A 26,750-nucleotide genomic window follows, 5' to 3' on the forward strand; every position below is an offset into this window, starting at 1 on the left:
ATGATCAGCAGTGAAAAAACTAAAAACTTAGAGGCTGTCGATATTGAAAAACTATTATCAATATTACCGCACCGTTATCCATTTTTATTAATTGATCGTATCGTTGATATTGATGGTGAACAAGAAGCGATTGGTATTAAAAATATAACGATTAACGAGCCACATTTTATGGGACATTTTCCCTCAAAGCCTGTTATGCCTGGAGTTTTGATTTTAGAAGCTATGGCACAAACGGCAGGAGCAATAGCACTTTTAAATTTAGGCAATAAGCAAACAAATTTAGTTTACCTTATGACGGTTGATAATGCGAAATTTCGTAAGCCGGTTATGCCTGGTGATCAGCTCAAGATTCATGTTCAGCTTTTGAAAAAAAGATCTGGTATGAGACGTTTTTCATGTGTTGCAAAAGTAGAAGATGTCCGCGTCGCTGAAGCAGAAATTGCTGCGATGATTGTTGAAAAAGAATAAACGATATTTGATGGGGATTTAAAAATGTCCGGTACGAAAATCCATCCAACTGCTCTTGTGGAGAAGGGAGCGCAGCTTGGTGAGAATGTACGCGTTGGACCATTTTGCCATATTAGTTCAGAGGCTGTTATTGGTGATGAATGTAGTTTGACAAGTCATGTTGTAATAATGGGAAAGACAACGTTAGGAGCCAAGAGTAAAGTATTTTCTCATGCCGTTTTGGGGGCAGATCCGCAAAATAATAAACATAAAGGAGGGGCTACAACTCTTTTTATTGGTAAGAATTGTACGATTCGTGAAGGTGTAACAATGCATAGGGGGTCCGATTCGAGTGTAGGAATGACAGTTGTTGGTGATAATTGCCAATTTTTTTGTTATGCGCATATCGCTCACGATTGTTATGTAGGCAATCATGTAACATTTGCCAATAACGCAATGATTGCTGGTCATGTTACTATTGGTGATTATGTGATTATTGGTGGTGGTGCTGCTGTTCATCAATTTGTTCGTGTTGGACATCATGCATTTATCGGCGGCGTATCTGCACTGGTTGGTGATCTGATACCTTATGGAACAGCTGTTGGTGTGCAGGCAAAACTTGCTGGACTCAATATTATTGGCATGAAGCGTGCAGGACTTGAGCGTCAAGATATTCATGCACTCCGTCATGCGGTTGCTATGCTTTTTGATCATAGCAAACCATTTAAAGAGCGTGTCAGTGATGTTGCTTCTTTCTATTCTTCTTCTCAGTCTGTTTCTGAAGTTGTTAATTTTATTAAAGAAGAAGGAAAGCGTTTTTATTGCACACCAAAATTTGAAGGTGTTAGAATAAAAGAACATAAGGATTAAAAATGCCTATTTGGGGAGCCAGAAGTTTTCTTTCCGGCCGTACTGCTATTATAGCAGGAAATGGTGTTCTACCGATTACTGTTGCGCAGACTCTTGAGAAGAATGGAGAAAATCCTTTTCTTGTGCTTTTGCATGGTGAGGCAGATTCTGTTCTTTATCGCTATGAGCATTGCGAGCTATCAATTGTAGAGTTAGCACGACTCGTTAAAATTTTAAAAGAGGCTGGTGTATATAATGTTGTTTTGGCAGGTGGTGTGAAAAAGCGTCCACTTCTTAAACAATTGCGACTGGACTGGACAACATTTTTAGCTCTTCCTAAGTTAATCGGAGCTTTGAAGAGGGGAGATGATGCGTTATTAAAAGCTTTTATACGGGTTATTGAAGCACACGGTTTTTGTGTTATTGGTGCTCACGAAATAGTCCCAGATCTTTTAGCTCCCATAGAATTTAATTTAACAGTACGGCGCGCTACTCCAAAAGAGAAAAAAGATATTTTTTTAGCAGTAGAAGCAGCAAAGCTTTTAGGTCAATTAGATATCGGGCAAGCCGTTGTCGTTGTCCAAGGAAGGGTGGTTGCTCTAGAGGGCGCTGAGGGAACTGATAATATGTTGTGGCGTATTTGTGAAATGCGAGAAAGAGGGCAAATTCCCCTTAAAGGTGGCATTCTTGTAAAATGCGCAAAACCACAACAGGATAATCGCGTTGATTTGCCATCAATTGGGCCCGCGACAATAATGAATATTGCAAAGAGTGGTTTATCTGGTGTTGCGGTGGAGGCAAATAGAAGTCTAATATTATCAGTGAAAACAACAATAGAAAAAGCCAACAAATATTCTTTATTTATAGAGACATTTGAAAAGTTTGGTCATGAATAATTGTTTCTTAAAGATTGCAGTGGTTTCAGGTGAGGAATCTGGTGATTTACTTGGGGCCGATCTAATTTCTTGTTTATCACAACAGATAGGATGCAATATTCATTTGATTGGTGTTGGGGGGAGCCATTTAAAGGCATTAGGCTTAAAAAGCTTTTTTGATTCCCATGATATTGCTTTAATAGGTTTAAAGGAGGTGTTGAAAAAACTACCATTGTTGTTGCTACATATTCGCAATTTATCCAAATTTATTGCACAAGAACAACCTGATTGTTTAATTATTATTGATAGTCCTGATTTCACGCATCGTATTGCAAAAAAGGTACGTGCTTTAGCGCCTTCTATTCCTATCATTAAATATATTGCACCAACCGTTTGGGCATGGAGGCCAGAGCGTGCAAAAGCTATGTGTGGATTTGTTGATCATGTTTTAGCGGTTTTTCCTTTTGAAGAAAAGATTATGCAAGATTTGGGAGGCCCTGCCACGACTTATGTTGGACATCGTCTTTTGACATATCCTCCCCTTTTGAGAGTTCAGTCAGAAAAAAAAAGCCAATTAGAACAAAGAAATTTGATCGATACACAAACATTATCGCCTACATTAGTTATTTTGCCAGGATCACGCAATTCAGAAATTCGTTCCTTAATGCCTATTTTTCGAGAAACAGTAGAGATTCTTGTACAACGTATTCCTCATTTACGTATTATTTTACCAACCTTACCTCATTTGGTAGATAGAATCCGGGACTTTGTGCAGGGCTGGAAAAGCAAGATAGAAATTGTAGTTGGTGAAGATGAAAAATGGCGTGCTTTTGCACAAGCAAATGTTGCTCTTGCTGCACATGGAACTGTTTCACTTGAATTAGCCTTAGCAAAAGTTCCTATGGTTCTTTGCTATAAACTTGATTTCTTTTCTAAATTATTTATTTTTCCTAAAATGATGTTATGGAGTGCTGCTCTTCCAAATATTATTGCTGATAAGCCTATTGTTTCGGAATATTTGAATGAATTAATCCGTCCTGGCATGTTAGCAAGACAGGTAGAACAACTTTTGGCTAATCCTTTATTGCGACAGGCACAACTTGATTCCTTTGAGATGGTAGAACAGAAAATGAAAACTGAAGTACCATCGGGGGTTGTTGGCGCACAAACAATTATCACTCTTTTAAAAAGCAGGAATAAAATTGTATAAATAAAGCAATATTTTAATGATTAATATTTAATTTTAGCAAGAAAATTACAAGCACGTTGGCTTTTAGGATTGGTAAAAAATTCTTCAGAGGCTGCATCTTCAACAATTTTTCCATTTTCTAGAAAGAGTATTCTTTCTGAGACTTTACGTGCGAAGCCCATTTCATGGGTAACACAAAGCATTGTGATCCCTGTATCGGCTAATCGAGCCATCACTTCCAAAACTTCTCCCACACTTTCTGGATCAAGAGCAGAGGTTGGTTCATCAAAAAGCATGACTTCGGGTTCCATACAAAGTGCACGGGCAATCGCAACACGTTGTTGTTGCCCACCAGAAAGTTGTAAAGGATATTTTTCACAGTGTTTTTCAATACCAACATGCGTTAAGTAACGAATTGCCCGTTCTTGTGCTTGTTGTTTGGAAAGCCCTTGAACGGTCATAGGTGCTAAAATACAATTTTGTATAACGCTCATGTGGGGAAATAAATTAAAGTTCTGAAAGACCATTCCTATCTTACGAAGAACATTTTTTTGCTGTTGTATAGGTGCAGTATGGATATCAACGTTATGGATACAGATTGAACCTTTTTGTGCTTGTTCTAATTGATTAATACAACGAATTAACGTTGATTTTCCTGATCCGGATGGTCCACAAATAACGATATGTTCACCAGCTTGAACATTAAAGTTGATATCATGTAGGACCTGAAAGTTTCCATACCATTTATTTAGATTTTGGATAGAGATCACAGGGTTTTTACTGGGAGAGATCGATTTATTATTTTTCAAATTCATCTTATTTTATTCTTTCATTGATGAAGAACTTGATTAATTCAACATTTTGATTTGATACTGTTTTTTATGATCATTTTATTTACCGTAAATATCGAGTGAGGCGCTGCTCGATAAAAACAATAAAACGATGAATGAGTTCAACGATAAAGAGATAGATAAGAGCAGCCCAAACGTAAACTTGAAAATCGAAAGTCCGTGAATAAGCGAGTTTAGCAACCCCCATTAAATCATAAACAGTAATAAGTGAGGCAACAGCACTGGATTTAATCATTAAAATCAACTCATTTCCTAAGGGGCGTAATGCTACAATCATTGCTTGTGGAAGAATAACTCTAAAAAATGTGACAGAGTTGCTTAAACCTAAAGCTTTTGATGCTTCGCGTTGTCCAGTTGTTACGGATAGAAAACTTCCTTTAAAGATCTCAGATTGATAGGCAGCAGAATTGAGTGTAAAAATAAAAAGACAACAATACCACGCGTTTTGAAAAAACCACCATAGCCCCACTTGTTGCCAAAAACTGTTCATTGAACCAAGCCCATAATAAAAAAGAAAGAGTTGAGCTAATAAAGGAGAGCCACGGAAAAAATAGACATAAGCATTTGCAAAATATTGTAAAAATGTATTCTCTGATAGACGTGCAAAAGCGATAATCATACCAAGAAAAAGGCCTAGAGAACAAGAAATAGAAACAAGTTCAACAGTAACAATAAAGCCATTAATAAATTTGGGTCCATAATGACTTAAAAGATCAGGATTAAAAAGAAAATAAAGCCACTCAGGAATCATTGACTTAGCACCTTTTTATAGCCTATTTGAGTGTATGTTTCCAAATGGCGTAAGATTGCAGTAAAAACCGCTGAAAATAACAAATAGAGTAAGCATGCTACAAAATAAAATAGCATGGGTTTATTGGTAGCAGCGACAGCTAGATTCGTTTGTCGCATGAGGTCAACAAGCGCGATGGTAGAAACAAGGGATGTATCTTTCAGTAAAGTAAGCCAATTATTAGAAAGTCCTGGCAAGGCATTTCGGATGAGCTGAGGGAAGACAATACGAAAAAATGTGGTTGACCGTGAAAGTCCTAAAGCTTTAGCTGCTTCATATTGACCTTTATCAAAAATATTAAATGCTCCAAGCCAAACTTCACAAGAAAAAGCTGCAAGAACCATACTAAGGGCAAGAACACCAGCAACAAAAGCATTGATACTGAACATGATTTCAAAACTAAAATAGTCAAATAAATTTTGAATAAGGCTTTGTAATCCGTAGTAAACTAAAAACAAAGTTAAAAGCTCTGGTAGCCCACGAAATATCGTTGAAAAGAGGCGTGCCATAGCTTTGGCCATCTTAATATTGGATCGAATCATCACTGCATTGAGAAGCCCTAGAGGAAATCCTAGAAGTCCACAACATAATGCCAATGACAAAGTCATTCCTGCACTGGAAAGTATAACTGCTCCCCATCCACCATTGCTAAATGATAGCAATGCTAAATTTTCAATCATTCTTGTATTCCTCATGAAAGAGTTAGATAATATTTTTTAGCAATAACCAACGGGTTTCATTAAAATATCATATTGATATTTAATAAACATCACTTGTAAAATATTTTCTCATAATTTTTTCATAAGTTCCATCCAAACGGATTTCTTTTATAGCTTCATTGAACTTATTTTTAAGATCATTATTATTTTGACGGACTGCAATTGCAACAGGAAATCTTGTTTCTTCTAGAGTTCCCAAGAGGAGACAACAATCTTTTCCTTCATTTTTAAGCCAATTTAATGCTTGTAATTTATCAACAATGATCACATCAAGTCGATGATTTAAAAGATCACGATTCACTTCTATTGTGGAAGGATAGAGTTTTATTTTCACCTCTTCAGAGGCAAAATGATCTTCTGCATAGAAAGCTTGTGTTGTATTTGATTGCACACCAAGATTTTTACCTCTAAAGTCTTTTGTCGAGATTTCTTTAATTCCCGAAGCTTTGGTAACAATAACAGCCAGTGCTGTATCGTAGTAAGGATCTGTAAAGTCAATTTTTTGTAAACGCTCTTGTGTGAGAGAGAGGGAAGCAATGATAGCATCATATTTTTTTGCAATAAGTCCAGGGATCATTCCCTCGAAGTCTTGTGTAACAATAGTACACTCAACATTCATTTTTTTACAAAGTGCATAAGATATATCAATATCAAGTCCCTGCAATTTATTATTTGAGTCAATATAACTGAAGGGAGGATAGGTGCCTTCACTCGCAATTTTTAATGTTTTCGCATCAGCCAATTGGGTGAATAGTGCGGCGCTTATTATAAGAGCTCCTGCTAATAGTTTCATGATGTTCTCCTATTGGATAAGCGGGCAATATGAAATCATTATGTTTTTATAATCTGTAAGCTTTTTGGGAGCAATTCAAAAATTTATTGATGTTTATTTTAGATCATTATGTTGGGCATTATTGATAAAAAAAGAATAAATATCTTATTGCTTGTATGATAGCTTAATTTTCACGAAATGATTGATTTGAATCATTTCATGAGTAAAAACTGAGGATTTTTCTTGAAAATAAGGCTATTAAATTTGAACATAAAAAAATTAGATTTTGATACGGTAAAAATACAACCTTATTGTTGTCATTAGATTCTACAAAATATTTAGATCTCAAGGAGCAATTAAAAGTTATTTTGATAAATGTAAATTTTCTTATAAAAATGCCGAATTTCCAATTATACCTGCATGTTCAATAAAGAGTTAAAGATACCCCTTAAATATACAGATTGAGTTTTAATTCATAGTACTATCTAATTGATATCGAAAGTAAAATATTTTCTCATAATTTTCTCATAGGTTCCATCGGCGCGGATTTCTTCTATTGCTTTATTAAAACTGTTTTTAAGATCATTATTATTTTGACGGAGTGCAATTGCAATAGGAAAATTTGTTTCTTCTAGAGTTCCCAAGAGGAGACAGCAGTCTTTTCCTTCATTTTCAAGCCAATTTAATGCTTTTAATTTATCAAAGATGATGATATCAAGCCGATGGCTTAAAAGATCACGATTAACTTCTGTTGCTGTAGGATAAAGTTTGATATTAACTCCTTCAGAGGCATAATGATCTTCCGCATATGCAGCTTGTGTTGTATTTGATTGTACACCAAGGTTTTTACCTCTAAAGGCTTGTGTTGAGATTTCTTTAATTTCCGAATTTTTGGTAACGATAACAGCGAGTGCTGTGTTGTAGTAAGGATCTGTAAAATCAATTTTTTGTAAGCGCTCTTTTGTAGGAGAAAGGGAAGAAACGATAGCATCATATTTTTTGGCAAGAAGACCGGGAATCATCCCCTCAAAGTCTTGTGTGACAATAGTACATTCAACATTCATTTTTTTACAAAGCGCATAAGATATATCAATATCAAACCCTTGCAGTTTGTTATTTGAGTCAATATAACTAAATGGCGGATAAGAAGCATCGCTTGCAATTTTCAGCGTTTGAGAATTGGCCGATAGGGTAAACAGTGTCGCGCTTATTATAAGAGCTCCTGCTAATAATTTCATTATGTTCTCCTATTAGATAAGCTGGCAAATATGAAACCATCATGAATTTTTATAATCTGTAAGCTCTTTTGGAGCAATGTAAAAAATTTATCTATGTTCATTTTGCTATCATTATGCTGAATATCATTATCAAAAAAATAATTTCTTTTTATCAAGTATGGGAATAAAAAATATAGGAAAGAAAGTCACCTCTTATTGGTTATAGGGTGATTTTTAATAATTTTATTTAAAAATCAATAATTTATCTTTAAAAGAAAAACTATCAACTTAAATACAAAGAAAATTTCAGCTTTTAACAGGACAAAATGTAAAAGTGTTTTTATTCTAATTAGAGAAGCACTTAATGTAAGCTTTTTGCAATTTTATCTGAAGAAGATAGAAAGAAAAATTCTGACATTGCTAGATTTTAATATGTAATAAGGCTTTTAAACATGGGGGAATGATAGGGAATACATTTCCATTAAAGATAATGAGGATTATAAGGTAAAATTTTCAATTTCTTTTTGCTAAATGTTTGGCTAATTTGCAGAAGAGTATTCTCAATTTCTTTACAGAGCTAAAACTTAGAATTTTTTAGTAAATTTTTATGATGATGTTATCTCTGTAGAAAGAGTTTTAAAATCACGTTTTATAAAAATTTTTAAAGGATGTTTTTTGATTACTCTCAATAAAGCTTCAGTAAATTGAAGCTTTATTGATTTCTTTTTTTAATTTGCACGTTCATCTATAGGAACATAGTCACGCATAGCATAGCCTGTGTAGAGTTGTCGAGGACGACCAATTTTTTGTGCAGGGTCTTCAATCATTTCTTTCCATTGTGCCACCCACCCGACACTGCGCGCCAATGCAAAAAGGACAGTAAACATTTCAGTTGGAAAACCTAGAGCTTTTAATGTAATGCCGGAATAGAAATCAACATTGGGATAAAGCTTTTTCTCAATAAAATATTCATCACTTAAGGCAATTCTTTCAAGCTCTATTGCAATATCAAGAAGAGGGTCATCTTGAATGTTGAGTTCTTTTAAAACTTTATGACAGGTTTTTTGCATGATTTTTGCACGTGGATCATAATTTTTATAGACACGGTGCCCAAAGCCCATAAGGCGGAAAGGATCATTTTTATCTTTTGCACGTGCAATAAATTCAGGAATTCTTTTAATAGAACCTATTTCTTGTAGCATTTTTAGGCATGCTTCATTGGCACCACCATGTGCTGGTCCCCAAAGGCATGCAACACCTGCTGCAATACAGGCAAACGGATTAGCACCTGAGGATCCAGCAAGACGTACCGTAGATGTAGAAGCATTTTGTTCATGATCTGCATGAAGGGTAAATATTTGATCCATCGCCCGAGCAAGCACAGGGTTTGTTTTATATTCTTCACAAGGAACAGCAAAACACATATGGAGGAAATTTGCAGCATAACTAAGATCATTACGTGGATAAACAAATGCTTGTCCAATACTGTATTTATAGGCCATAGCAGCAAGCGTTGGAACTTTTGAGATAAGACGAACAGAAGCAATCATTCTCTGGTGAGGATCTGTAATATCAATAGAGTCGTGATAGAACGCAGACATAGCGCCAAGGCAGGCAACCATGACGGCCATAGGATGAGAATCACGACGGAAGCCATGGAAGAAGCGTGCAAATTGTTCGTGGACCATGGTATGCTGCATAATACATCGATCAAATTCATTTTTTTCTTGCTGTGTTGGGAGTTCACCATAAAGTAAAAGATAACAACTTTCGAGAAAGTCTCCTTTTTCAGCCAATTGATCAATAGGATAACCACGATAAAGCAATATGCCTTTATCACCATCGATATAAGTAATTTTTGATTCACAAGAAGCTGTTGAAGTAAAACCAGGATCATAAGTAAAAATATCGGTTTTTTTATAGAGAGAAGCAATTTCAATGACTTCAGGTCCACTCGTGCCTTTACGCAAGGGAAGCTCTACTTTTTTATCATTCACAATAATATATGCGTTATTCTCAGACATTCGGTATTCCTTTCAGATCCTTCACTTCTAAAAATTAAGACTCTGCTTCATCAGAGTGGGGGATGTATAACTGAAGCTTTTCTTACTTATTTAAGGGTAGATTGCCTCTAAAAGTGAGTACATGCAATCTAAAAATATTTCCTTATTGATCATTATTACTCAATAAGAAATGTATTTCAATGATATAACATAAAAAACTCTTTTAGGGCGCGTTGAGATATCTGTATAGATCCTTATTTGAGGAAATATACTCAGTGCACATCATGGGCATATTGTTGTGATAAGTTGGTCCTTGATGCGATGAAGGGATTCATTGCGTCCTAATAAAATAAGAATATCCAAAACACCTGGTGATGTTGCACATCCTGTAAGAGCTGCGCGAAGTGGTTGGGCGATAGATCCAAATTTGAGATTCTGTGTTTGGACAAAAGAGCGAAGTGTTTCATCTAGAGTTTTTGTATCCCAAGAGGGGCACGCTTTCAGAGCAAGATAAAGATCGTTTAAAATGGTTCGTCCATTTTTATCTAAGAGCATTTGAGCTTTTTCATCAAGTTGTAAAGGTCGTTGCGTAAAAATGAAGGAGGCATTGTCAATCAGTTCGCACAGTGTTTTTGAACGTTCTTTCAAATGCGGGATTGCTTTTAAAAATTGAACACGGCGTTTTTCATCAAGTCTTTCAATAATTTGTGCTCCCCTATCGGTTTCTGGTAGAATATTAAGAGCGGCATCAAAAAGTTCTTGATCATTACTCATACGCATATAGTGTCCGTTGATGGAATCGAGCTTTTTGAGATCAAAACGAGCAGCACCTTTGTTAATATCCTCAATATCAAACCAAGAAATCATATCTTTAAGTGACATCAGTTCGTCATCACCATGACTCCAACCTAAACGGACAAGGTAATTGCGCAAAGCAGCAGGAAGATATCCCATTGTTCGGTAGGCATCAACACCGAGCGCACCATGTCGCTTTGATAATTTTGCACCGTTTTCACCATGGATAAGAGGAATATGGGCCATAACAGGAATGTCCCATCCCATTGCTTTAAAGATAATCGTTTGTCGGGCTGCGTTGGTAAGATGATCGTCACCACGTATAATATGTGTGATGCCCATATCATGATCATCAACGACAACAGCATGCATATAGGTAGGCGAACCATCAGAACGCAAAATAATGAAGTCATCGAGATCTTTATTAGGAAAACGGACATCACCTTGAACACGATCATGTACAATCGTTTCTCCATCTTGAGGGGCTTTGATGCGAATAACAGGCTTAACACCTTTAGGAGCTTCAGAACTATCACGGTCACGCCAACGTCCATCATAACGTGGTGGGCGCCCTTCTGAACGGGCTTTTTCACGCATTTCAGCTAACTCCTCAGGTGAAGCATAACAATAATATGCTTTGCCATTCTTGACCAACTGTTCAGCGATTTGGCGGTGACGTTCTGCTCGTTCGAATTGCGAAATAGGGGCGCCATCATAACTAAGACCCATCCAGTGCAAGCCATCTATAATGGCTTTTACAGCTGCTTCGGTTGAACGCTCTCGGTCTGTATCTTCAATTCGTAAAAGCATTTTTCCACCGGTATGTTTTGCATAAAGCCAATTAAAAAGAGCAGTACGAGCACCACCAATGTGAAGGAAGCCAGTGGGTGAAGGGGCAAAACGAGTAATAACAGACACGAATATTTTCCTTTAAACTAAGATATTACTTATGGAATTTTATAGAAAAGTCATGTTAGCATAAGTGATGGGGCATGCAATAGCCGTATTGCGAGTTAAAGTGGGGGACTGATGTTTTATAAAAGTAAAGAGGGTTTATCCGAAAAATCTGTTACAGAAAGAAAAAAGCCATGTCAGATAGGGCAGAGTGTTTTTTCTAGGTATGATGATGCAAAGAACAGTAGCTATAATCAACAAAAACTTTTTTTATTGACACTCTTAAAAGAAGTAATCATTTTTTTTCGCAAATGGTTAGAAGATTGTATTAATAAAGAAGTTTCTTTTGGTATCCTTTTTTCGCTGATTTTAGTCTTTTTTGCCCTAGGAATCATTTTCTATTTTCATTTAGAGTGGGAACCAAGTTGGGGACAATTGGGGGCGTTGGTCAGTATTTTTCTGGGAATATTCTATGTAGCACGTTTTTATCGAAAAATATCGATTCCCGTGGGGTTTCTGTTTTGTATTATATTGGGTGCTTTAGCGGCAAAAATAGAAACGTGGCGTATTGCAACACCCATGCTAAGCAGTGACATTGTCACTACATTGACGGGAAGAATTGTTTCTATTGAGTCAGGTGCCAAAGGAGGATTTCGTTTAGTTTTGGATATTTTGAATACAGAAAATCCCGTATTACGCCATAGTCTTCATCGTGTTCGTTTATCGGCAAGATATTTGCCATCTGGCTTAGCGATTGGTGATGGATTGCATGGAAAAGTTAAGATTCGTGCATTCTCTGGGCCGGTGCGTCCAGGAGGCTACGATTTTAGTTTTCATAATTATTTTAAAAGAATTGGAGCACAAGGCGTTTATTTAGAAAAACCAAGAAAAATATCCGTTTCGCAGCCTGATGGAATATTCGCTATCATTCTACAGAAAATTGAAAATTTACGCACGAAGATGACACAAAGAATCCGTATAGCCCTTGAAGGAGAAAAGGGGAGTGTTGCAGCTGCCCTCATAACAGGGCAGCGTGCTGGTATTTCAAATGAGACAAATGAAGCATTACGTACAGCTGGATTAGCTCATATTTTATCAATATCAGGTTTACATATGGCGTTGTTAAGCGGCATAGTTCTTTTGAGTATCCGTAGTTTTTTAGCATTTTTTCCAGTTTTTTCTTCCTATTATTCCAGTAAAAAATTTGCTGCTATCGTTGCTTTTATGATAACAGCTTTTTATTTGTTATTGTCGGGCTTAGCAATATCAGCGCAAAGAAGTTTTGTGATGATTGCTGTTATGTTGGTTGCTATATTGTGTAATCGCTCTGCTATAACAATGCGTAATTTTTCCATTGCAGGGTTGATAACTCTGGCGATGACACCCCATGAAATATTAGGTCCTAGCTTTCAAATGTCCTTTTCTGCGACTGCTGCTTTGATCGCTTTTTTTGATTGGTGGAGTGGGAGATCATTTTTTCGTAAAAGAAAAACAACTCCCTCTTATGTTGGAGGGGGAGTGATAAATTTTGTTTTCTTATCGATGCTTTCAACATGTGCTTCTTCCTTTGTTGCAGGGAGTGCAAGTGGAATTTATGCTGCTTATCATTTTTCTAATATGGCATCTTTGAGCATTATCAGTAATGCCTTTGCTTTGCCTGTCATCTCAATTTTTGTCATTCCCTTTGGATTAATCGCAGTTCTTGCAATGTTAGGAGGATTCGAATGGCTTCCTCTTCAAATTATGGGTTTTGGAGTTGATCTTGTAATAAAGATTGCACATGCTATCAAGGCTATTTCTCCTGATTTGAATCCTGGTTTTATGCCGTTATCAGCGTTAGTTTTATTGAGCATAGGCTTGGTTGGACTGACTTTTTGCAAAACACCCATCCGGCTCTTTTTTAGTTTGTTTATTTTGGCAGGTGTTTCTATTTGTGTATTGCATTCACCTGTACAACTGATTATAGCAGATAATATGCGCCTCGTGGGCGTTATTCATGATAAAAAATTATATATTGATCGTTACCATATTTCTAAGTTCACGACATCCATATGGAAAAAGTCATTTCGTGTGAATGAAACGATTAAACCAACAAAATATGGTCCTTCGTTACACGGACAATTTATTTGTGATTATCATGTATGTACATCTTTATTGGATAATGGATTAAAAGTGATCGTTTTACAGAGAGAAACAGATCAATGTGTAGAGGCAGATATTCTCATTCAGACATTTGTGATGCATAATCCAACTTGTTACAAGAAGGCAAAAATAGTATTTATACCTCAACAATTGTTATCACGAGGAAGCGTTATGATGACCAAAGGTGGAGATATTATTTGGTCTTCGCTAGGGTTTCATAGACCATGGAATATGCACAGACAGCATTCATAAAAACATATAATCAGTCATATTTTGCTTCACATTTGGATAATGACAAAACAAAAAATAACAGAAGACTTTTCTCATAATATTTTACGGTATTTAAATTGGTAAGTTTATCAACGTTATTGAAATGAGATAATAATCTACAGTTTTCTAGAAATAGATGATTTTTTATATCTGATCATTTTAATTTTTTCAAAAAAATTGATATGTGCATCTTTGTGCATCCTATTGATAGCACAAAATAAATCAAAAATTCTTATTGAATGAGAAAAATGCTAACAAATATTCTCAAAGAAATAAAAAAGATAATTGTTGATTATTCTATTTTATTCTTATCATATATTTCTATAACGAGTAACATCTCTTCAAGCAAGAGATGATGGTCAATTTAAATAGATTGCGTCAAGAGGTTATCTTTTATTATCATTATTATCGGTGGTAATAGGGGTGATAAATGCTGCTTATACGGATAGAAGGCAAAGTCATTCATGAATGTTCAGCAGTTAAAAAAAATGGCAGCTATTAAAGCGCTTGAGTTTGTTGAAGATGGTATGCGGCTTGGTATCGGATCTGGTTCGACAGTCAATGAATTTATTCATCTTCTAGGTGAGCGTGTTGCGGATGGTTTGCGGGTGACTGGTGTTGCTACTTCAAAATATTCTGAACAACTCTGTCATAAGTTTGGAGTGCCTGTTAGCACTTTAGAACAAATACCTGAGCTGGATCTTGATATTGACGGAGCAGATGAAATTGGTCCTGAGATGATGCTCATTAAAGGGGGAGGGGGAGCATTGTTGTATGAAAAAATTGTAGCGTCGGCATCTCGTGCAATGCTTGTCATTGCGGATGAAACAAAGGTGGTAAAAAGACTTGGTGCTTTTGCACTACCAATTGAAGTTAATCCATTTGGTATCCACACAACATGCAGAGCCATTGAAAAAGTCGCTGATGATTTAGGGCTTTCTGGAAAAATTGCATTGCGAATGAATGGAAAAAATCCTTTTGAAACAGATGGTGGCCATTTTATTCTTGATGCATTTTGGGGCTGCATTTTGCAACCAAAACCATTATCGGATGCACTTCTTGCTATTCCTGGTGTTGTTGAGCATGGCCTTTTTTTGGGGTTGGCTTCACGTGCAATTGTCGCTATGGCTGATGGTCAAATAAAAGTTTTAGAACCGTTTGATTTTTAGAAAAGGCATTTACATGATGATATGTTAGCACAGTAAAAAAGGGTCTTAAAGATTTTAGGTAGAATAACGAATTAAAATTATAATTAGCGATCGGGGTAATCATTAAATGAAAATAATATTTTCTTTTCAGCGTTTTGTCGTATATTTTAGTGCAATTGCTATTTTTGTTGTGAATGTTGGCATGGCTTATGCACAAGGTGTGAGTGATCAACATTTAGATTCAGCGCGAAAGGCAATCAGAGCTATTCATGCAACGGATCAATTTGATAGCTTTTTACCAAATGCGGTCCATGATTTCAAAAATGAACTGATTAGCGATGATCCGAATTTGGCAACAGCTATTTCTGATATTGTTGATAAGCAGGCGCTTGCTTTAATTAAAAGGCGCTCTGATCTAGAAAAAGAGATTGCTCACGTATATGCAAAATATTTTACTCAAAAAGAGCTTGATGCGATAACAACATTTTATAATTCTGATACCGGTAAAAAGTTTTTGACAGAAGTCCCCAATATTGCACGTGATTCTTATTCAGCATTTGATATATGGCGTACTGCTCTTATGCGGGATCTTGTAGAAAATGTGAAAAAAGAGATGTCTGAAACACTTAATTTGAATAATTCTACTATGCCTACAAATATGCCTATAAAATCAGAATCTTCAGAAAATAAAAAATAGCTTGATCGATATCATGACAACAATGGGCAATTTCTGATTTTTTTAATAGCGGCGGTTTTCCCGCCGTTTTAAATATTTTAATGAGAATAAGTCTTTTTAGAATACTGCTTTATAAAAAAGGCTTCTTCAAAAGAAAAAAAGACTTTCATTTGATAATAAAAGATCTTAGCCTACTCTTGCAGATGTATAAGAAGGAATAATTCGTGGGCTCTTTTGACTTTGATTTATTTGTTATTGGAAGTGGTTCTGGTGGAGTGCGTGCAGCACGGCTTGCTGGAGGTCTTGGCAAGCGGGTCGCTATAGCAGAGGAATATCGTATAGGGGGCACTTGTGTTATTCGTGGTTGCGTTCCCAAAAAACTTTATGTTTATGCATCACAATATGTAAAAGAATTTAAGAAAAGTGTTGGTTTTGGGTGGGAATATGCGGATCCAATTTTTAGCTGGGAAAAGTTGGTTGCAGCTAAAAATAAAGAAATATCAAGGTTAGAAGGGTTGTATCGTAAGGGATTAGAAAATAACAATGTGCATATTTATGAAAGTCGTGCTACTTTTATAGATGATCACACATTAGAGCTTTCTGCCACGGGTGAGCGGGTAAGTGCAGAAAAAATTTTGATTGCAACAGGGGCAAAACTTGCACCAAATACGTCCATAGAAGGCGGTGAATTTTGCCTTACTTCTAATGAGATTTTTGACCTTAATCAACTCCCAAAATCAATAGTGATTGTTGGTGGAGGGTATATTGGTGTTGAATTTGCTAATATTTTTCATGAATTAGGTGTAAAAACAACACTCCTTCATCGTGGTGATTTAATCCTTCGTAATTTTGATCATGATTTGCGGCAATTGCTCAGCGATGCAATGATTGAAAAAGGGATTTCTATTCTTTATGGCATAACAATTTCTAAAGTGCAGGCTGCAGAAAATTGTTATGAAGTTGTTTTATCAAATGGGAAAATAATCAGAGCCGATCAGATTATGTTGGCTACGGGGCGTGTACCAAATACAACGGGTTTAAGACTTGAGCGGGCAGGTGTTAAGGTGAATGAATTTGGTGCAGTTGTTGTTGATGAGAAAATGACAACAAATATCCCCCATATTTGGGCTGTTGGTGATGTAACAGGTCATATTCAATTAACACCCGTTGCGATTCATGATGCAATGTGTTTTGTTAAGACAGCATTTGAAAATATTCCAACAACACCTGATTATGATTTAATTACAACAGCAGTTTTTTCACAGCCAGAGATTGGAACGGTTGGTCTTTCAGAAGAGGAGGCGGTAAAGCGTTATAAGCGTCTTGAAATTTATCGTACAGTTTTTCGTCCTATGCGTAATGTTCTTTCTGGTAGTTCAGAGAAAATGCTTATGAAACTCATTGTTGATGGTGAAAGCCGTATTGTTGTGGGCGCTCATATTTTAGGGGAAAATGCTGGTGAGATGGCTCAGCTTATAGGGATATCTCTCAAGGGTAAGCTGACGAAGGATATCTTTGATGAGACGATGGCAGTGCATCCAACGATGGCAGAAGAATTGGTAACGATGTATAAACCAAGTTATATATATGAAAATGGGAAGAAAATAGAAAGTTAAACAGCATATATTGCGGTAAAAAGCTTTTGATATGCTAATCTGTAAGATTAATCTTTAGAGAGAGTGTAATGATAAAAGAATGGGCGCCTGACACTTGGAGAACAAGGCCAATTAAACAAGTTCCGACTTATCCGGATAAGTCTATGTTAGAAGATGTTGAGCGAAAACTGAGAAGGTATCCTCCTTTAGTTTTTGCCGGTGAAGCACGTGATTTAAAAAATGAATTAGCAGCCGTTGCGAAAGGCCAAGCTTTTTTATTGCAAGGTGGTGATTGTGCCGAAAGCTTTGCAGAACATGAAGCTGATAATATTCGTGATTTTTTTCGTGTATTTTTGCAAATGGCGATTGTTTTGACCTTTGGTAGTTCTAAACCGGTTGTTAAAATTGGTCGTATTGCTGGTCAATTTGCAAAGCCTCGCTCTTCTGATATTGAAAGAAAAGAGGGAGTTGAATTTCCTGCTTATCGTGGGGATATTATTAATGGCATTGAATTTGAAGCCGGTTCTCGTATTCCAGATCCGCAACGGATGTCTATGGCTTATCGCCAATCTGCGGCAACACTTAATCTATTGCGTGCTTTTTCACAAGGTGGCTATGCTAATTTAGAAAATGTTCACACATGGATGTTGAGTTTTGTTTCTAACAGTCCGCAGGGAGAACGTTATGAATTATTGGCAGAGCGTATTTCTGAAGCAATTGATTTTATGCGTTCTATAGGGATTACATCCAAAACACATTCTTCATTGCGTGAAACATCTTTTTATACCAGTCATGAAGCACTGTTGCTTGGTTATGAAGAGGCTTTGACTCGGATTGATTCAACTTCAGGAAATTGGTATGCAACATCTGGTCATATGTTATGGATTGGTGACCGTACGCGTCAGATTAACCATGCTCACGTTGAATATTGTCGCGGCATTAAGAATCCTATAGGATTAAAATGTGGTCCTTCCATTGAGCCTGATGAGCTTTTAAAATTAATTGATATTTTAAATCCTGAAAACGAGTTGGGGCGGCTTACTCTCATTACGCGCTTTGGTTATGATAAAGTTGAAAGTTATCTGCCTAAACTCATCCGTGCTGTTGAACGCGAGAAGCGTGCGGTTATATGGTCATGTGATCCAATGCATGGCAATACAATTACTGCCAATGGTTATAAGACGCGTCCTTTTGATTATGTTTTAAAAGAAGTAGAGAATTTTTTTGCAGTGCATCGTGGAGAGGGAACTTATCCAGGAGGCATTCATATTGAGATGACAGGTCGTGATGTTACTGAATGTACAGGAGGGGCGCACGCCATTTCTGTGGACGATTTATCTGATCGTTATCATACGCAATGTGATCCACGGTTAAATGCAGATCAAGCGTTAGAATTGGCTTTTCTTGTTGCTGAACTCCTTAAAAAAAATCGCGTGACTGAATCGTTAGCAATTGCTGCTGGGGGGTAGGCAAAAATTTGCCTAATATTTTTAGGTCATTATGGCAGAAAAGAATTTTAAAAAATGATGTTTCCGATGATGAAGAATAAAGTTGTGGTTGCTAAACTGATGAAATGATACAAAGGCTTATGAAAAATGATTTTCGGGTATCAATTGCCCAATTAAATCCTATTGTCGGTGATATTGAGGGGAATTTTTCTTTAGCTGTCATGGCGCATCAAAAGGCCAAAGAAGAGGGGGCTGATCTTGTTTTATTCACGGAACTTTTTATAAGTGCTTATCCGCCGGAAGATCTTGTTCTAAAACCTGCTTTTACAAAAACATGTGAAGAGACTGTTGAGAAATTAGCAAAGATAACCGTAGGCGGACCAGGAATTGTCATTGGTCTTCCATTAAGGCGCAATGGTAATATTTACAACGCTGTCATGGTTCTTGATGAAGGGAGAGTCATTGCCGAATGTTTGAAGTTTGATTTACCTAATTATGCTGAATTTGATGAAAAGCGTTTATTTTCTTCAGGTCCACGTCCTCAGCCTATTGTCTATCATGGAATTAAATTAGGAATAGTCATTTGTGAGGATCTTTGGAATGATTCCTCTCTTAGTACAGAGCTTAAAGATAAAGGAGCGGAAATTATTCTTGTCCTTAACGGATCTCCTTATTATCGTAATAAAACATTAAAACGTATAGACGTTGTTCATACACAGGCTCTACAATCTGGAGTGCCAATTATCTACGCTAATCAAGTAGGTGGTCAAGATGAGCTCGTTTTTGATGGTGGGTCTTTTGCCTTGAATGGACAAGGCAAAAAGATATTTCAAATGAAACACTTTGATAGCCATATTGCTTTAAGCCATTGGCAAAAAACAACGACGGGATGGCACTGTATTTCAGGTCCTAATGAAAGACTTCTCAATGGATTAGCGGCTGATTATCAAGCTTGTGTTTTGGGGTTGAAAGATTACGTTAATAAAAACGGCTTTAAGGATGTTATTCTTGGTCTTTCAGGAGGAATTGATTCAGCCCTGTGTACGGCAATGGCGGTGGATGCTCTTGGTGCTGAGAGGGTTCGCACCATTATGATGCCCTATCATTATACTTCGCAAGAATCATTAAAAGATGCCAAAGAATGTGCTGATCTTTTGGGATGTCGTTATGAAATCATACCGATTGCACAACCTGTTGAGGCTTTTTTAAAGACAATGGCACCTGTTTTTTCAGGGTTACCCTCTGACGTCACAGAGGAAAATCTTCAAAGTCGTATACGCGGTACACTTTTAATGGCGCTTTCAAATAAATTCGGCTCAATGGTGGTAACGACAGGCAATAAGTCAGAAATGGCTGTGGGATATGCAACACTGTATGGGGATATGAATGGCGGGTTTAATCCTCTTAAAGATATTTATAAAATGCAGGTTTATGCATTAGCGGAGTGGCGCAATAAAAATCACTTGCACAATTTGAGAGGACCAGAAGGAATGATCATTCCATCCAATATTATAGAAAAAGCACCCTCTGCAGAGCTGCGGGAAAATCAAAAAGATGAAGATTCTCTTCCGCCTTATCCTATTTTAGATGATATATTACAATATCTTGTAGAAAATGACATGAGTATTTGTGATATTGTTAAACGTGGACATTCACGAGAAACTGTTGCGAAAGTTGAACAGCTTCTTTATGGTGCCGAATATAAAAGGCGTCAATCTGCGCCTGGTGTAAAAATCAGTTACAAAAATTTCGGACGCGATCGTCGCTATCCTATAGTCAATCATTTTCGCGATAAAAATTGAGTATTATTTTATGGTTAAAGTTCGTTTTGCTCCCTCTCCAACAGGTTATATTCATATTGGCAATATCCGTATTGCGCTTTTCAACTGGCTTTATGCGCAAGCGTATAAGGGAGAATTTATTTTACGCTATGATGATACAGATATTGAACGTTCTAAACAAGAATATATCGATGCTATTGCTGTTGACCTTGAATGGCTTGGTATTCAACCAGATGCAATTTATTACCAATCCAAGCGATTTAATCGATATGATGAAGTGGCAGAAATTCTCAAACAACGTGGCCTTCTTTATCCTTGTTATGAGACAACAGAGGAATTAGAGCGGCGTCGTAAAATCCAGCTTTCACGCAAATTGCCTCCTGTTTATGACCGTGCAGCATTGAAGTTGACAACAGAAGAGAGAAAAAACTTTGAATCACAAGGTCGTAAACCCCATTGGCGTTTTCTTCTTCCTAATTTTGAAAGTGATCCTTTACACACAAAGCGAACAGAAGTTTGCTGGAATGATGCAATAAAGGGAAAGCAGACGATTGATTTAGCTTCTCTTTCAGATCCTGTTCTTATTCGTGAAGATGGAACCTATCTTTATACATTGCCGTCTATTGTTGATGATGTAGATATGGCTATTACGCATATTATTCGTGGGGATGATCATATTACAAATACAGGCGCTCAAATTGCTCTTTTTAAAGCTCTTAATGCAGAATTACCGGTTTTTGCTCATACCAATTTATTGGCGACAGTTTTAGGAAAAGGATTTTCAAAACGTAATAATGATCTTTCTATTCGTTCTCTACGGGAAGAAGGATTTGAATCTATAGCTGTTCAATGCCTTGCCGTTTTGATTGGGACATCGCAAAATGTGCATCCCTATCCCAATCAAGCTGCGCTTTTAGAGCATTTTAATCTCCAAGATACGTCAAGATCCGTTGCAAAATTTGATATTGCTGATCTTCTTGCTTTGAATAGTCATCTTGTCCATGAGTTAACCTATGAGGAAGTAAAAATGCGCCTTAAAAAACTTTCTATTGAGGGAGATAAGGCGGAATATTTCTGGAACGCGATAAGAAGCAATATTAATAAAGTCAATGATGCTGTTTTTTGGTGGAAAATCATTCATGATGAACAGAATTTTGATACAGTAGCACTAGAGGATCGTGCTTTTGTGCACCAATCACTCGATTTCTTACCTGAAGGTGCTTTGAATGAGGAAAGTTGGAAAATTTGGACAACAGCATTAAAAGAAAAAACAGGTCGAAAAGGAAAAGCTTTATTTATGCCATTACGTCAGGCACTTACGGGCATGGATCATGGACCTGAAATGGGAAAAATTTTGCAGCTTTTAGGGCGTGAAAAGGTAACGGAAAGGCTCTCTAGGAAATAAGAGCGGATTTTTTAAAAGTATTTCGTTCATTTCACTCTAAAAGAGAGTAGAGAACGGGTTTATTTACACGTTTTTATAAGCATGAAAGCAGGAATATCATCACCAAATCCAATAGGTGTGTAATTCTTATTTTTTCGTGAGCGTTGTTGCTCAGATGGCTTCTCCTTATTATTTGCATTTTTGATATATTCTGTTTTATTCTCTTCTACAGATTTTTTAGTGTGAACAACAGGCTCTTTTGGAGCAGTTTTCTTTGATGGTTTTGAAGATTTTTTCTTTACAACAATATCTTCTGTTTGATCATCGGCTATTAAAGTTGAGAGATCTCCATTGAGCCATTCAATTTTTTCATTACTCATTTCCTCGATGGCATTGATATATTTTTGATCAGCTTTTGTAACGATTGTAAAGGCTTTTCCGCTACGATTTGCACGCCCTGTACGACCAATTCGATGGATATAGTCTTCAGCATGTGTAGGAACATCATAGTTAAATACATGACTTACAGCTGGAATATCGAGTCCACGGGCAGCAACATCAGAAGCAACAAGAAGTGTAAGTTTATTATTTTTAAAATCAGCTAGGGTGTTCATGCGCGAATATTGGTCCATATCTCCATGAAGTGCCCCTACATTAAAGTTATGTTTGATAAGCGATCTAAAAAGTTCAGAGATATCTCTCTTTCGATTACAGAAAATGATTGCATTTTGAAGCTCTGCACCTTCATTTTGGATAAGCTCTCGTAAAACCGCTCTTTTATCCCATGATTTATTTCCAGATTTGACAAGCCGTTGTGTAATTGTGGTAGCTGTTGAGGAAGCTTTTGTAACTTCAACAGATACAGGAGAATGTAAAAATTGTTTCGTTAGCTTTGTAATTTCTGGCGCCATTGTTGCAGAAAAGAACAAAGTTTGACGCGTAAAAGGGGTTAGTTTACAGATGCGTTCAATATCAGGAATAAAGCCCATATCCAACATGCGATCAGCTTCATCAATCACAAGGATTTCAACGCCCATCAGGAGCAGTTTACCGCGCTCGCAATGATCAAGAAGGCGCCCTGGTGTTGCTATAAGAACATCAGCTCCCCGTTCAAGTTTGCGATCTTGGAGTTCAAAAGAAACGCCACCAATCAAAAGAGCAACATTTAAACGATGATTTATGCCGTATTTATCGAAATTTTCTTCAACTTGAGCTGCAATTTCTCTTGTTGGTTCTAAGATGAGTGTACGGGGCATTCGTGCTCTTGCACGACCTTTTTCAAGGAGAGTGAGCATAGGCAATACGAAAGAGGCAGTTTTACCTGTTCCCGTTTGGGCGATTCCTAAAACGTCTTTTCTTTGAAGGACATGCGGAATTGTTTCACTTTGAATAGGTGTCGGAGCTGTATACCCCGCTGATTTCACCGCATTAATAACCTTTGCGGAAAGACCTAAATCATCAAAACTGTTTAAAGATGGTATCATTTTTTTATCAACTGCTCTGTGATTTTAACTGCGCTATCTAATGATGATTATAACCAATATTCTACACTCTTTAAAAGTGTTAAGATGTTTTCACAAAAAAACTAACTATAACAATCATATACATATAAAACGCATAATACAATCATTAATAGCGAAATTGTTCTGATAAAATGCGCTCATCCCATGAATGATTTGAGTCAAAAAGGATTGAAGCTGTTACTTCTGTTGCCATTGAAATAGTAACTGAATGGACAGATTTAACTTCAATATTATCTGCAGCAGCGTTTACAGGGCGTTTGTCAGGTTCAAGCATATCAAAGCGCACTGTTACTGTATCGGGAAGCAAAGCTCCATGCCAACGCCGAGGGCGAAAAGGGCTAACGGGAGTGAGGGCCATAAGGGGAGCCATAAGAGGTAAGATAGGTCCTTGTGCTGATAAATTATAGGCGGTTGATCCAGCTGGTGTAGCGACGAGGACACCATCACAACTTAATTGTTCCATGCGTACGTTGTTATCAATGGTGATGCGAATTTTTGCCGCTTGATAAGATTGCCGAAAGAGGGATACTTCATTAATTGCAAGCGCCTCGATAGAATCTTGACATTCAGATTTTGCAATCATGCGCAGGGGATGGATTTCTTTTTTATGTGCGGCAGCAATACGATTGGGCAATTTTTTTTCATGAAATTCATTCATAAGAAACCCTACAGAACCTTGATTCATACCATAAATAGGTTTGCCTGTGTTCATGACATCTCGTACGGTTTGTAACATTGTCCCATCACCACCGATTGCAACAACAATATCAGTTTCTTCCAGAGAAGAATGACCATAAACGGAAATTAATTTATGGGTAGCTTTGATAGCCTCCTCAGTTTCTGCGGAAATAAAATGAAAGCGACTTGGTAATGTAGCCATTTAAAAATTATCCTGATACTTATAATTTATGTTGTAACTTATTTTTGAGAGTTTTGAAGTTGTAATAAAAGCTCTTTTTATAATAAAAAGAGCATTGAATAAAGAGAAGTTATTTCAAGGTAAAGTATCATTAAAAAGTAAAAGGAATGCGTTGTTAGATAAATTACAAACGAGTAATTTTTTTATTAGAATGATAATTTAGCATTGAAGCTAAGAGTATGATTAGTTAAAAGACCATAACTGATTTTAATAATCAGTGTGAAGCACCCGTAGCTCAGCTGGATAGAGCGCTGCCCTCCGAAGGCAGAGGTCACAGATTCGAATTCTGTCGGGTGCACCAAATTCTTCAACTTCATATCATCCTAAATAACAAGATTACCTAAAAAGAAGCCAATTTCCTCTTTTATGAAAATGGTTATTTGAGTTGTTTATTAAGTTTTGCAGCGAATAAGCAAATGATTTTAAGAGAAGTAAAATTTACGGCTGCGTATATAATTTTTCGGTTAGTCATTTTGAATATCGAGATAAAAAAGCAAGGTTATCTAAATATGCTTTCAATTTAACTATAAACATTTAAAAAGTACATTTAATTCAATATGTTATTGTACAACTGATCTGGCGATGTTGATAGTAGATCGCTAAATATATTGTTTTGAGCATTAAAATAGATAGCTAAATTTGCTTTTATTCTATTTTTGGAGTTAAAGGCTGTTATGGTGATATGGAACGCAGATGAGGAATATCACCAGTTAAAGGAATAATAAGGGGGAAAAAACAACCGTCAAGATTTGAATTGTTTCAAAATGCTGTATTCGATATGGTTTTGATATGGGTATCTGGTGATTTCTCTATACACCAATACTGCCAGTTATGTTGGATGAAGGATTGTTTAGCTTTAATCAACTTTCTTATATACCGAACACTAATTATGGTGGTTATTTAGTTGGGAGTATGTTCTTTACGTTTGGCAGTAATTGGGATTATATTTCTTGCTCCTCGCATACTATCTTGTGCAGCTATAGTGATGAGTGCACTTAATTATTTTCATGGCGTTAACACTTAGTCCTTTTGATCCGTTTTGCTGCTGGTGTTGCGAGTGTAGCAATGATGGTTTTGGGTTCTATTATAGTCATACAGCATAGCCATATGGGCGGATTATTGCTTCGCTTTATGCAGGTGTAGGAGTTGGTATTCTACTACTAGGTAATGAATATGTTATTATTAGTTTGAACAGAGCGCTTGATGCAACAAACATTTGGTTTGGAGCTGGCTTAATGTCTGTTCAAAACTTTTAAAAACATACAGGTTTAATTATGATAACTATATCAAAAAACATCTCCGTTATTTCTTTCATTGCAAATGAAACCGCTCCTGTTAATCAGAAAAAACCATCCAAAATATGAATAGATCAATCAAATGGATTTCGTGACTGGTCATGTATATATATATATTATCGCATTCGTGCTTTAAACGATTTTGGTGATGTAAAAAAAGCGATCTGGATGGCTTTTATTGAAAATGAAAGCAATCTCTCTCATGATGGTAATTGCTGGGTTGCTGATAATGTCTGTGTTGTAAAATCTGGTTGTGTTTATGAAAATATAAGGGGCTATGGCAATGCTGCCATTGGTGGCTATGTGTATGGCAATACCCTTATATGTGATAAAACCCATGTGTATTTTGGTGTTCATGTTTATGACAATGCTCATCTTTCTTATAACGTTTGAGTTTATCATTAAGCGCGGGTTTATGGGAATGCAAAATTATCCGGTAGTGCACGTATTCATAGCAATGCCGCGGTTTATGATCATGCGGTTGTTAGGCAAGGTTTACGGCAATGCTAGCGTGGGGTGTCATACTAAGGTCTACGGCTCTGTTTATGGCTATGCCAAGATCTCCTGATTATATCGTGATTAGAAGTAATGTATATGGCAATGCAAGAATAAAAAGACATAGCGATTTATATTCGGTTCCCATAAATTGAGAGGTTTATGAAAGTGATGATGTTATCAAGATTGATAAACAGAATAAATGACAGACGTGGAGGGTGCTTCTTTGATGGTTATAAACGCATCATAAAAGAAAGCTGTGCCAATTGATATGACGCTGCTTTTAAATAGAGGTACTACAGATCATACAAAAGAAGTCAATAATGAATGTATGTATACAAAACGTATCATATTGCAAACGCTCTATTCTATTGATTAAAACTGATCAAAAGGAACGTAAATGACAGATATGATCTTTAATCACTCATTTGAATTACAGAACCTATAAACACTTTATGTATGGCTATAAAGCGTATTAAGAATAACGCTCGCATTTTTGAAGTGGTCATTTGACACAAAGTACATTATCAAAATGTCTCAACGCTTGGTAGGTTCATATCAAGACAATCAAGAGAAAATGCGTATTAAGTAAATATTTGTAACAAAACCCGTTGTTTACATTTACGAACATTGGTTTTTAAAAGCAGCTTTTCATAAGACAATAAACAACCGC

The 26,750-nt window shown here is 36.6% G+C and carries 23 protein-coding genes and 1 tRNA gene; 15 read left to right on the plus strand and 9 right to left on the minus strand.

From position 1 onward, the window contains the following. Genes fabZ through lpxB form a run of 4 tightly spaced genes read left to right on the plus strand, consistent with a single transcriptional unit; the run spans nucleotide 1 to nucleotide 3,381 of the window. Nucleotides 1-468: a 3-hydroxyacyl-ACP dehydratase FabZ gene (fabZ, locus tag ACFIMK_RS04475; protein ID WP_375629629.1), complete on the plus strand. Its 468-nt coding sequence runs from the start codon at nucleotides 1-3 to the stop codon at nucleotides 466-468. 24 nt (nucleotides 469-492) lie between these two features. Continuing rightward, nucleotides 493-1,317: an acyl-ACP--UDP-N-acetylglucosamine O-acyltransferase gene (lpxA, locus tag ACFIMK_RS04480; RefSeq protein WP_375609506.1), complete on the plus strand. Its 825-nt coding sequence runs from the start codon at nucleotides 493-495 to the stop codon at nucleotides 1,315-1,317. A gap of 2 nt (nucleotides 1,318-1,319) precedes the next feature. Then, on the plus strand, nucleotides 1,320-2,192 hold the full coding sequence (locus ACFIMK_RS04485) for an LpxI family protein (protein WP_375612129.1): 873 nt from the start codon (nucleotides 1,320-1,322) through the stop codon (nucleotides 2,190-2,192). Further along, nucleotides 2,185-3,381, plus strand: a complete 1,197-nt coding sequence (gene lpxB, locus ACFIMK_RS04490; protein ID WP_375612130.1) for a lipid-A-disaccharide synthase — start codon at nucleotides 2,185-2,187, stop codon at nucleotides 3,379-3,381. Before ACFIMK_RS04485 ends, lpxB begins: the two co-directional genes overlap by 8 nt. 20 nt (nucleotides 3,382-3,401) lie before the next feature. On the opposite strand, the gene ACFIMK_RS04495 is transcribed toward lpxB, so the two are convergent. The 7 genes from ACFIMK_RS04495 to gltX (ACFIMK_RS04525) form a co-directional block, all read right to left on the minus strand. Next, nucleotides 3,402-4,175 (minus strand): amino acid ABC transporter ATP-binding protein, encoded by a 774-nt coding sequence (locus tag ACFIMK_RS04495; protein WP_375612131.1) that lies wholly within the window; start codon nucleotides 4,173-4,175, stop codon nucleotides 3,402-3,404. A 79-nt stretch (nucleotides 4,176-4,254) separates the two neighbouring features. Next, on the minus strand, nucleotides 4,255-4,962 hold the full coding sequence (locus tag ACFIMK_RS04500) for an ABC transporter permease (protein WP_375612132.1): 708 nt from the start codon (nucleotides 4,960-4,962) through the stop codon (nucleotides 4,255-4,257). Then, on the minus strand, nucleotides 4,959-5,681 hold the full coding sequence (locus ACFIMK_RS04505; protein WP_375612133.1) for an ABC transporter permease: 723 nt from the start codon (nucleotides 5,679-5,681) through the stop codon (nucleotides 4,959-4,961). Before ACFIMK_RS04505 ends, ACFIMK_RS04500 begins: the two co-directional genes overlap by 4 nt. A 79-nt stretch (nucleotides 5,682-5,760) precedes the next feature. Beyond that, a complete protein-coding gene (locus ACFIMK_RS04510; RefSeq protein WP_375612134.1) occupies nucleotides 5,761-6,513 on the minus strand; it encodes a transporter substrate-binding domain-containing protein in 753 nt (250 codons plus the stop codon). 464 nt (nucleotides 6,514-6,977) lie between these two features. Beyond that, entirely contained in the window at nucleotides 6,978-7,730 is a 753-nt protein-coding gene (locus tag ACFIMK_RS04515; protein ID WP_375612135.1) for a transporter substrate-binding domain-containing protein, read from the minus strand. Nucleotides 7,731-8,437: 707 nt separating this feature from the next. Beyond that, on the minus strand, nucleotides 8,438-9,733 hold the full coding sequence (gene gltA / locus ACFIMK_RS04520) for a citrate synthase (protein ID WP_375612136.1): 1,296 nt from the start codon (nucleotides 9,731-9,733) through the stop codon (nucleotides 8,438-8,440). Nucleotides 9,734-9,994: 261 nt separating this feature from the next. Beyond that, nucleotides 9,995-11,425, minus strand: coding sequence for a glutamate--tRNA ligase (gltX, locus tag ACFIMK_RS04525; RefSeq protein ID WP_375613476.1), 1,431 nt, complete (start codon nucleotides 11,423-11,425; stop codon nucleotides 9,995-9,997). A gap of 111 nt (nucleotides 11,426-11,536) precedes the next feature. Here gltX (ACFIMK_RS04525) and ACFIMK_RS04530 point away from each other — a divergent pair, with 111 nt between their 5' ends. From ACFIMK_RS04530 to gltX (ACFIMK_RS04560), 7 genes are all read left to right on the plus strand, one after another. Further along, nucleotides 11,537-13,795, plus strand: coding sequence for a ComEC/Rec2 family competence protein (locus ACFIMK_RS04530; RefSeq protein ID WP_375683106.1), 2,259 nt, complete (start codon nucleotides 11,537-11,539; stop codon nucleotides 13,793-13,795). A gap of 482 nt (nucleotides 13,796-14,277) precedes the next feature. Next, the gene (gene rpiA / locus ACFIMK_RS04535; RefSeq protein ID WP_375613478.1) at nucleotides 14,278-14,982 is read left to right on the plus strand and encodes a ribose-5-phosphate isomerase RpiA; all 705 of its coding nucleotides are present in this window, start codon (nucleotides 14,278-14,280) and stop codon (nucleotides 14,980-14,982) included. Between the two features lie 106 nt (nucleotides 14,983-15,088). Then, entirely contained in the window at nucleotides 15,089-15,658 is a 570-nt protein-coding gene (locus ACFIMK_RS04540) for a DUF2059 domain-containing protein (RefSeq protein ID WP_375612140.1), read from the plus strand. A gap of 203 nt (nucleotides 15,659-15,861) precedes the next feature. After that, the gene (gene gor, locus ACFIMK_RS04545) at nucleotides 15,862-17,253 is read left to right on the plus strand and encodes a glutathione-disulfide reductase (protein WP_375620794.1); all 1,392 of its coding nucleotides are present in this window, start codon (nucleotides 15,862-15,864) and stop codon (nucleotides 17,251-17,253) included. 68 nt (nucleotides 17,254-17,321) lie between these two features. Beyond that, nucleotides 17,322-18,701, plus strand: coding sequence for a class II 3-deoxy-7-phosphoheptulonate synthase (locus tag ACFIMK_RS04550; protein ID WP_375683107.1), 1,380 nt, complete (start codon nucleotides 17,322-17,324; stop codon nucleotides 18,699-18,701). Nucleotides 18,702-18,820: 119 nt separating this feature from the next. Then, a complete protein-coding gene (locus ACFIMK_RS04555) occupies nucleotides 18,821-20,482 on the plus strand; it encodes an NAD+ synthase (RefSeq protein ID WP_375629641.1) in 1,662 nt (553 codons plus the stop codon). Between the two features lie 10 nt (nucleotides 20,483-20,492). Further along, entirely contained in the window at nucleotides 20,493-21,866 is a 1,374-nt protein-coding gene (gene gltX / locus ACFIMK_RS04560) for a glutamate--tRNA ligase (RefSeq protein ID WP_273790689.1), read from the plus strand. Nucleotides 21,867-21,925: 59 nt separating this feature from the next. On the opposite strand, the gene ACFIMK_RS04565 is transcribed toward gltX (ACFIMK_RS04560), so the two are convergent. Together ACFIMK_RS04565 and ACFIMK_RS04570 are read right to left on the minus strand one after the other, a co-directional pair. Beyond that, nucleotides 21,926-23,329 (minus strand): DEAD/DEAH box helicase, encoded by a 1,404-nt coding sequence (locus ACFIMK_RS04565; RefSeq protein ID WP_273790690.1) that lies wholly within the window; start codon nucleotides 23,327-23,329, stop codon nucleotides 21,926-21,928. Between the two features lie 145 nt (nucleotides 23,330-23,474). After that, nucleotides 23,475-24,248, minus strand: a complete 774-nt coding sequence (locus ACFIMK_RS04570) for an NAD kinase (protein ID WP_375612145.1) — start codon at nucleotides 24,246-24,248, stop codon at nucleotides 23,475-23,477. 263 nt (nucleotides 24,249-24,511) lie between these two features. Here ACFIMK_RS04570 and ACFIMK_RS04575 point away from each other — a divergent pair. From ACFIMK_RS04575 to ACFIMK_RS04590, 4 genes are all read left to right on the plus strand, one after another. Continuing rightward, a tRNA-Arg gene (locus ACFIMK_RS04575) sits at nucleotides 24,512-24,588 on the plus strand. 530 nt (nucleotides 24,589-25,118) lie between these two features. Beyond that, a complete protein-coding gene (locus tag ACFIMK_RS04580; RefSeq protein ID WP_375629647.1) occupies nucleotides 25,119-25,286 on the plus strand; it encodes a hypothetical protein in 168 nt (55 codons plus the stop codon). Nucleotides 25,287-25,438: 152 nt separating this feature from the next. Further along, nucleotides 25,439-25,543 (plus strand): hypothetical protein, encoded by a 105-nt coding sequence (locus ACFIMK_RS04585; protein WP_375613508.1) that lies wholly within the window; start codon nucleotides 25,439-25,441, stop codon nucleotides 25,541-25,543. Nucleotides 25,544-25,750: 207 nt separating this feature from the next. Further along, complete coding sequence (locus tag ACFIMK_RS04590; RefSeq protein ID WP_375638426.1) at nucleotides 25,751-25,975, plus strand: hypothetical protein; 225 nt, start codon at nucleotides 25,751-25,753, stop codon at nucleotides 25,973-25,975. Nucleotides 25,976-26,750: the final 775 nt, after the last annotated feature.

The sequence above is a fragment of the Bartonella sp. AP280QHHD genome, assembly GCF_042196125.1.
GTDB lineage: Bacteria > Pseudomonadota > Alphaproteobacteria > Rhizobiales > Rhizobiaceae > Bartonella.

Bases quoted from the DNA above. Each gene is read 5' to 3' on its own strand.
- fabZ (WP_375629629.1), top strand. From the start codon at position 1: ATGATCAGCAGTGAAAAAACTAAAAACTTAGAGGCTGTCGATATTGAA.
- lpxA (WP_375609506.1), top strand. From the start codon at position 493: ATGTCCGGTACGAAAATCCATCCAACTGCTCTTGTGGAGAAGGGAGCG.
- ACFIMK_RS04485 (WP_375612129.1), top strand. From the start codon at position 1,320: ATGCCTATTTGGGGAGCCAGAAGTTTTCTTTCCGGCCGTACTGCTATT.
- lpxB (WP_375612130.1), top strand. From the start codon at position 2,185: ATGAATAATTGTTTCTTAAAGATTGCAGTGGTTTCAGGTGAGGAATCT.
- ACFIMK_RS04495 (WP_375612131.1), bottom strand. From the start codon at position 4,175: ATGAATTTGAAAAATAATAAATCGATCTCTCCCAGTAAAAACCCTGTG.
- ACFIMK_RS04500 (WP_375612132.1), bottom strand. From the start codon at position 4,962: ATGATTCCTGAGTGGCTTTATTTTCTTTTTAATCCTGATCTTTTAAGT.
- ACFIMK_RS04505 (WP_375612133.1), bottom strand. From the start codon at position 5,681: ATGATTGAAAATTTAGCATTGCTATCATTTAGCAATGGTGGATGGGGA.
- ACFIMK_RS04510 (WP_375612134.1), bottom strand. From the start codon at position 6,513: ATGAAACTATTAGCAGGAGCTCTTATAATAAGCGCCGCACTATTCACC.
- ACFIMK_RS04515 (WP_375612135.1), bottom strand. From the start codon at position 7,730: ATGAAATTATTAGCAGGAGCTCTTATAATAAGCGCGACACTGTTTACC.
- gltA (WP_375612136.1), bottom strand. From the start codon at position 9,733: ATGTCTGAGAATAACGCATATATTATTGTGAATGATAAAAAAGTAGAG.
- ACFIMK_RS04530 (WP_375683106.1), top strand. From the start codon at position 11,537: ATGTTTTATAAAAGTAAAGAGGGTTTATCCGAAAAATCTGTTACAGAA.
- rpiA (WP_375613478.1), top strand. From the start codon at position 14,278: ATGAATGTTCAGCAGTTAAAAAAAATGGCAGCTATTAAAGCGCTTGAG.
- ACFIMK_RS04540 (WP_375612140.1), top strand. From the start codon at position 15,089: ATGAAAATAATATTTTCTTTTCAGCGTTTTGTCGTATATTTTAGTGCA.
- ACFIMK_RS04550 (WP_375683107.1), top strand. From the start codon at position 17,322: ATGATAAAAGAATGGGCGCCTGACACTTGGAGAACAAGGCCAATTAAA.
- ACFIMK_RS04555 (WP_375629641.1), top strand. From the start codon at position 18,821: ATGAAAAATGATTTTCGGGTATCAATTGCCCAATTAAATCCTATTGTC.
- gltX (WP_273790689.1), top strand. From the start codon at position 20,493: ATGGTTAAAGTTCGTTTTGCTCCCTCTCCAACAGGTTATATTCATATT.
- ACFIMK_RS04565 (WP_273790690.1), bottom strand. From the start codon at position 23,329: ATGATACCATCTTTAAACAGTTTTGATGATTTAGGTCTTTCCGCAAAG.
- ACFIMK_RS04570 (WP_375612145.1), bottom strand. From the start codon at position 24,248: ATGGCTACATTACCAAGTCGCTTTCATTTTATTTCCGCAGAAACTGAG.
- ACFIMK_RS04580 (WP_375629647.1), top strand. From the start codon at position 25,119: ATGTTGGATGAAGGATTGTTTAGCTTTAATCAACTTTCTTATATACCG.
- ACFIMK_RS04590 (WP_375638426.1), top strand. From the start codon at position 25,751: ATGGCTTTTATTGAAAATGAAAGCAATCTCTCTCATGATGGTAATTGC.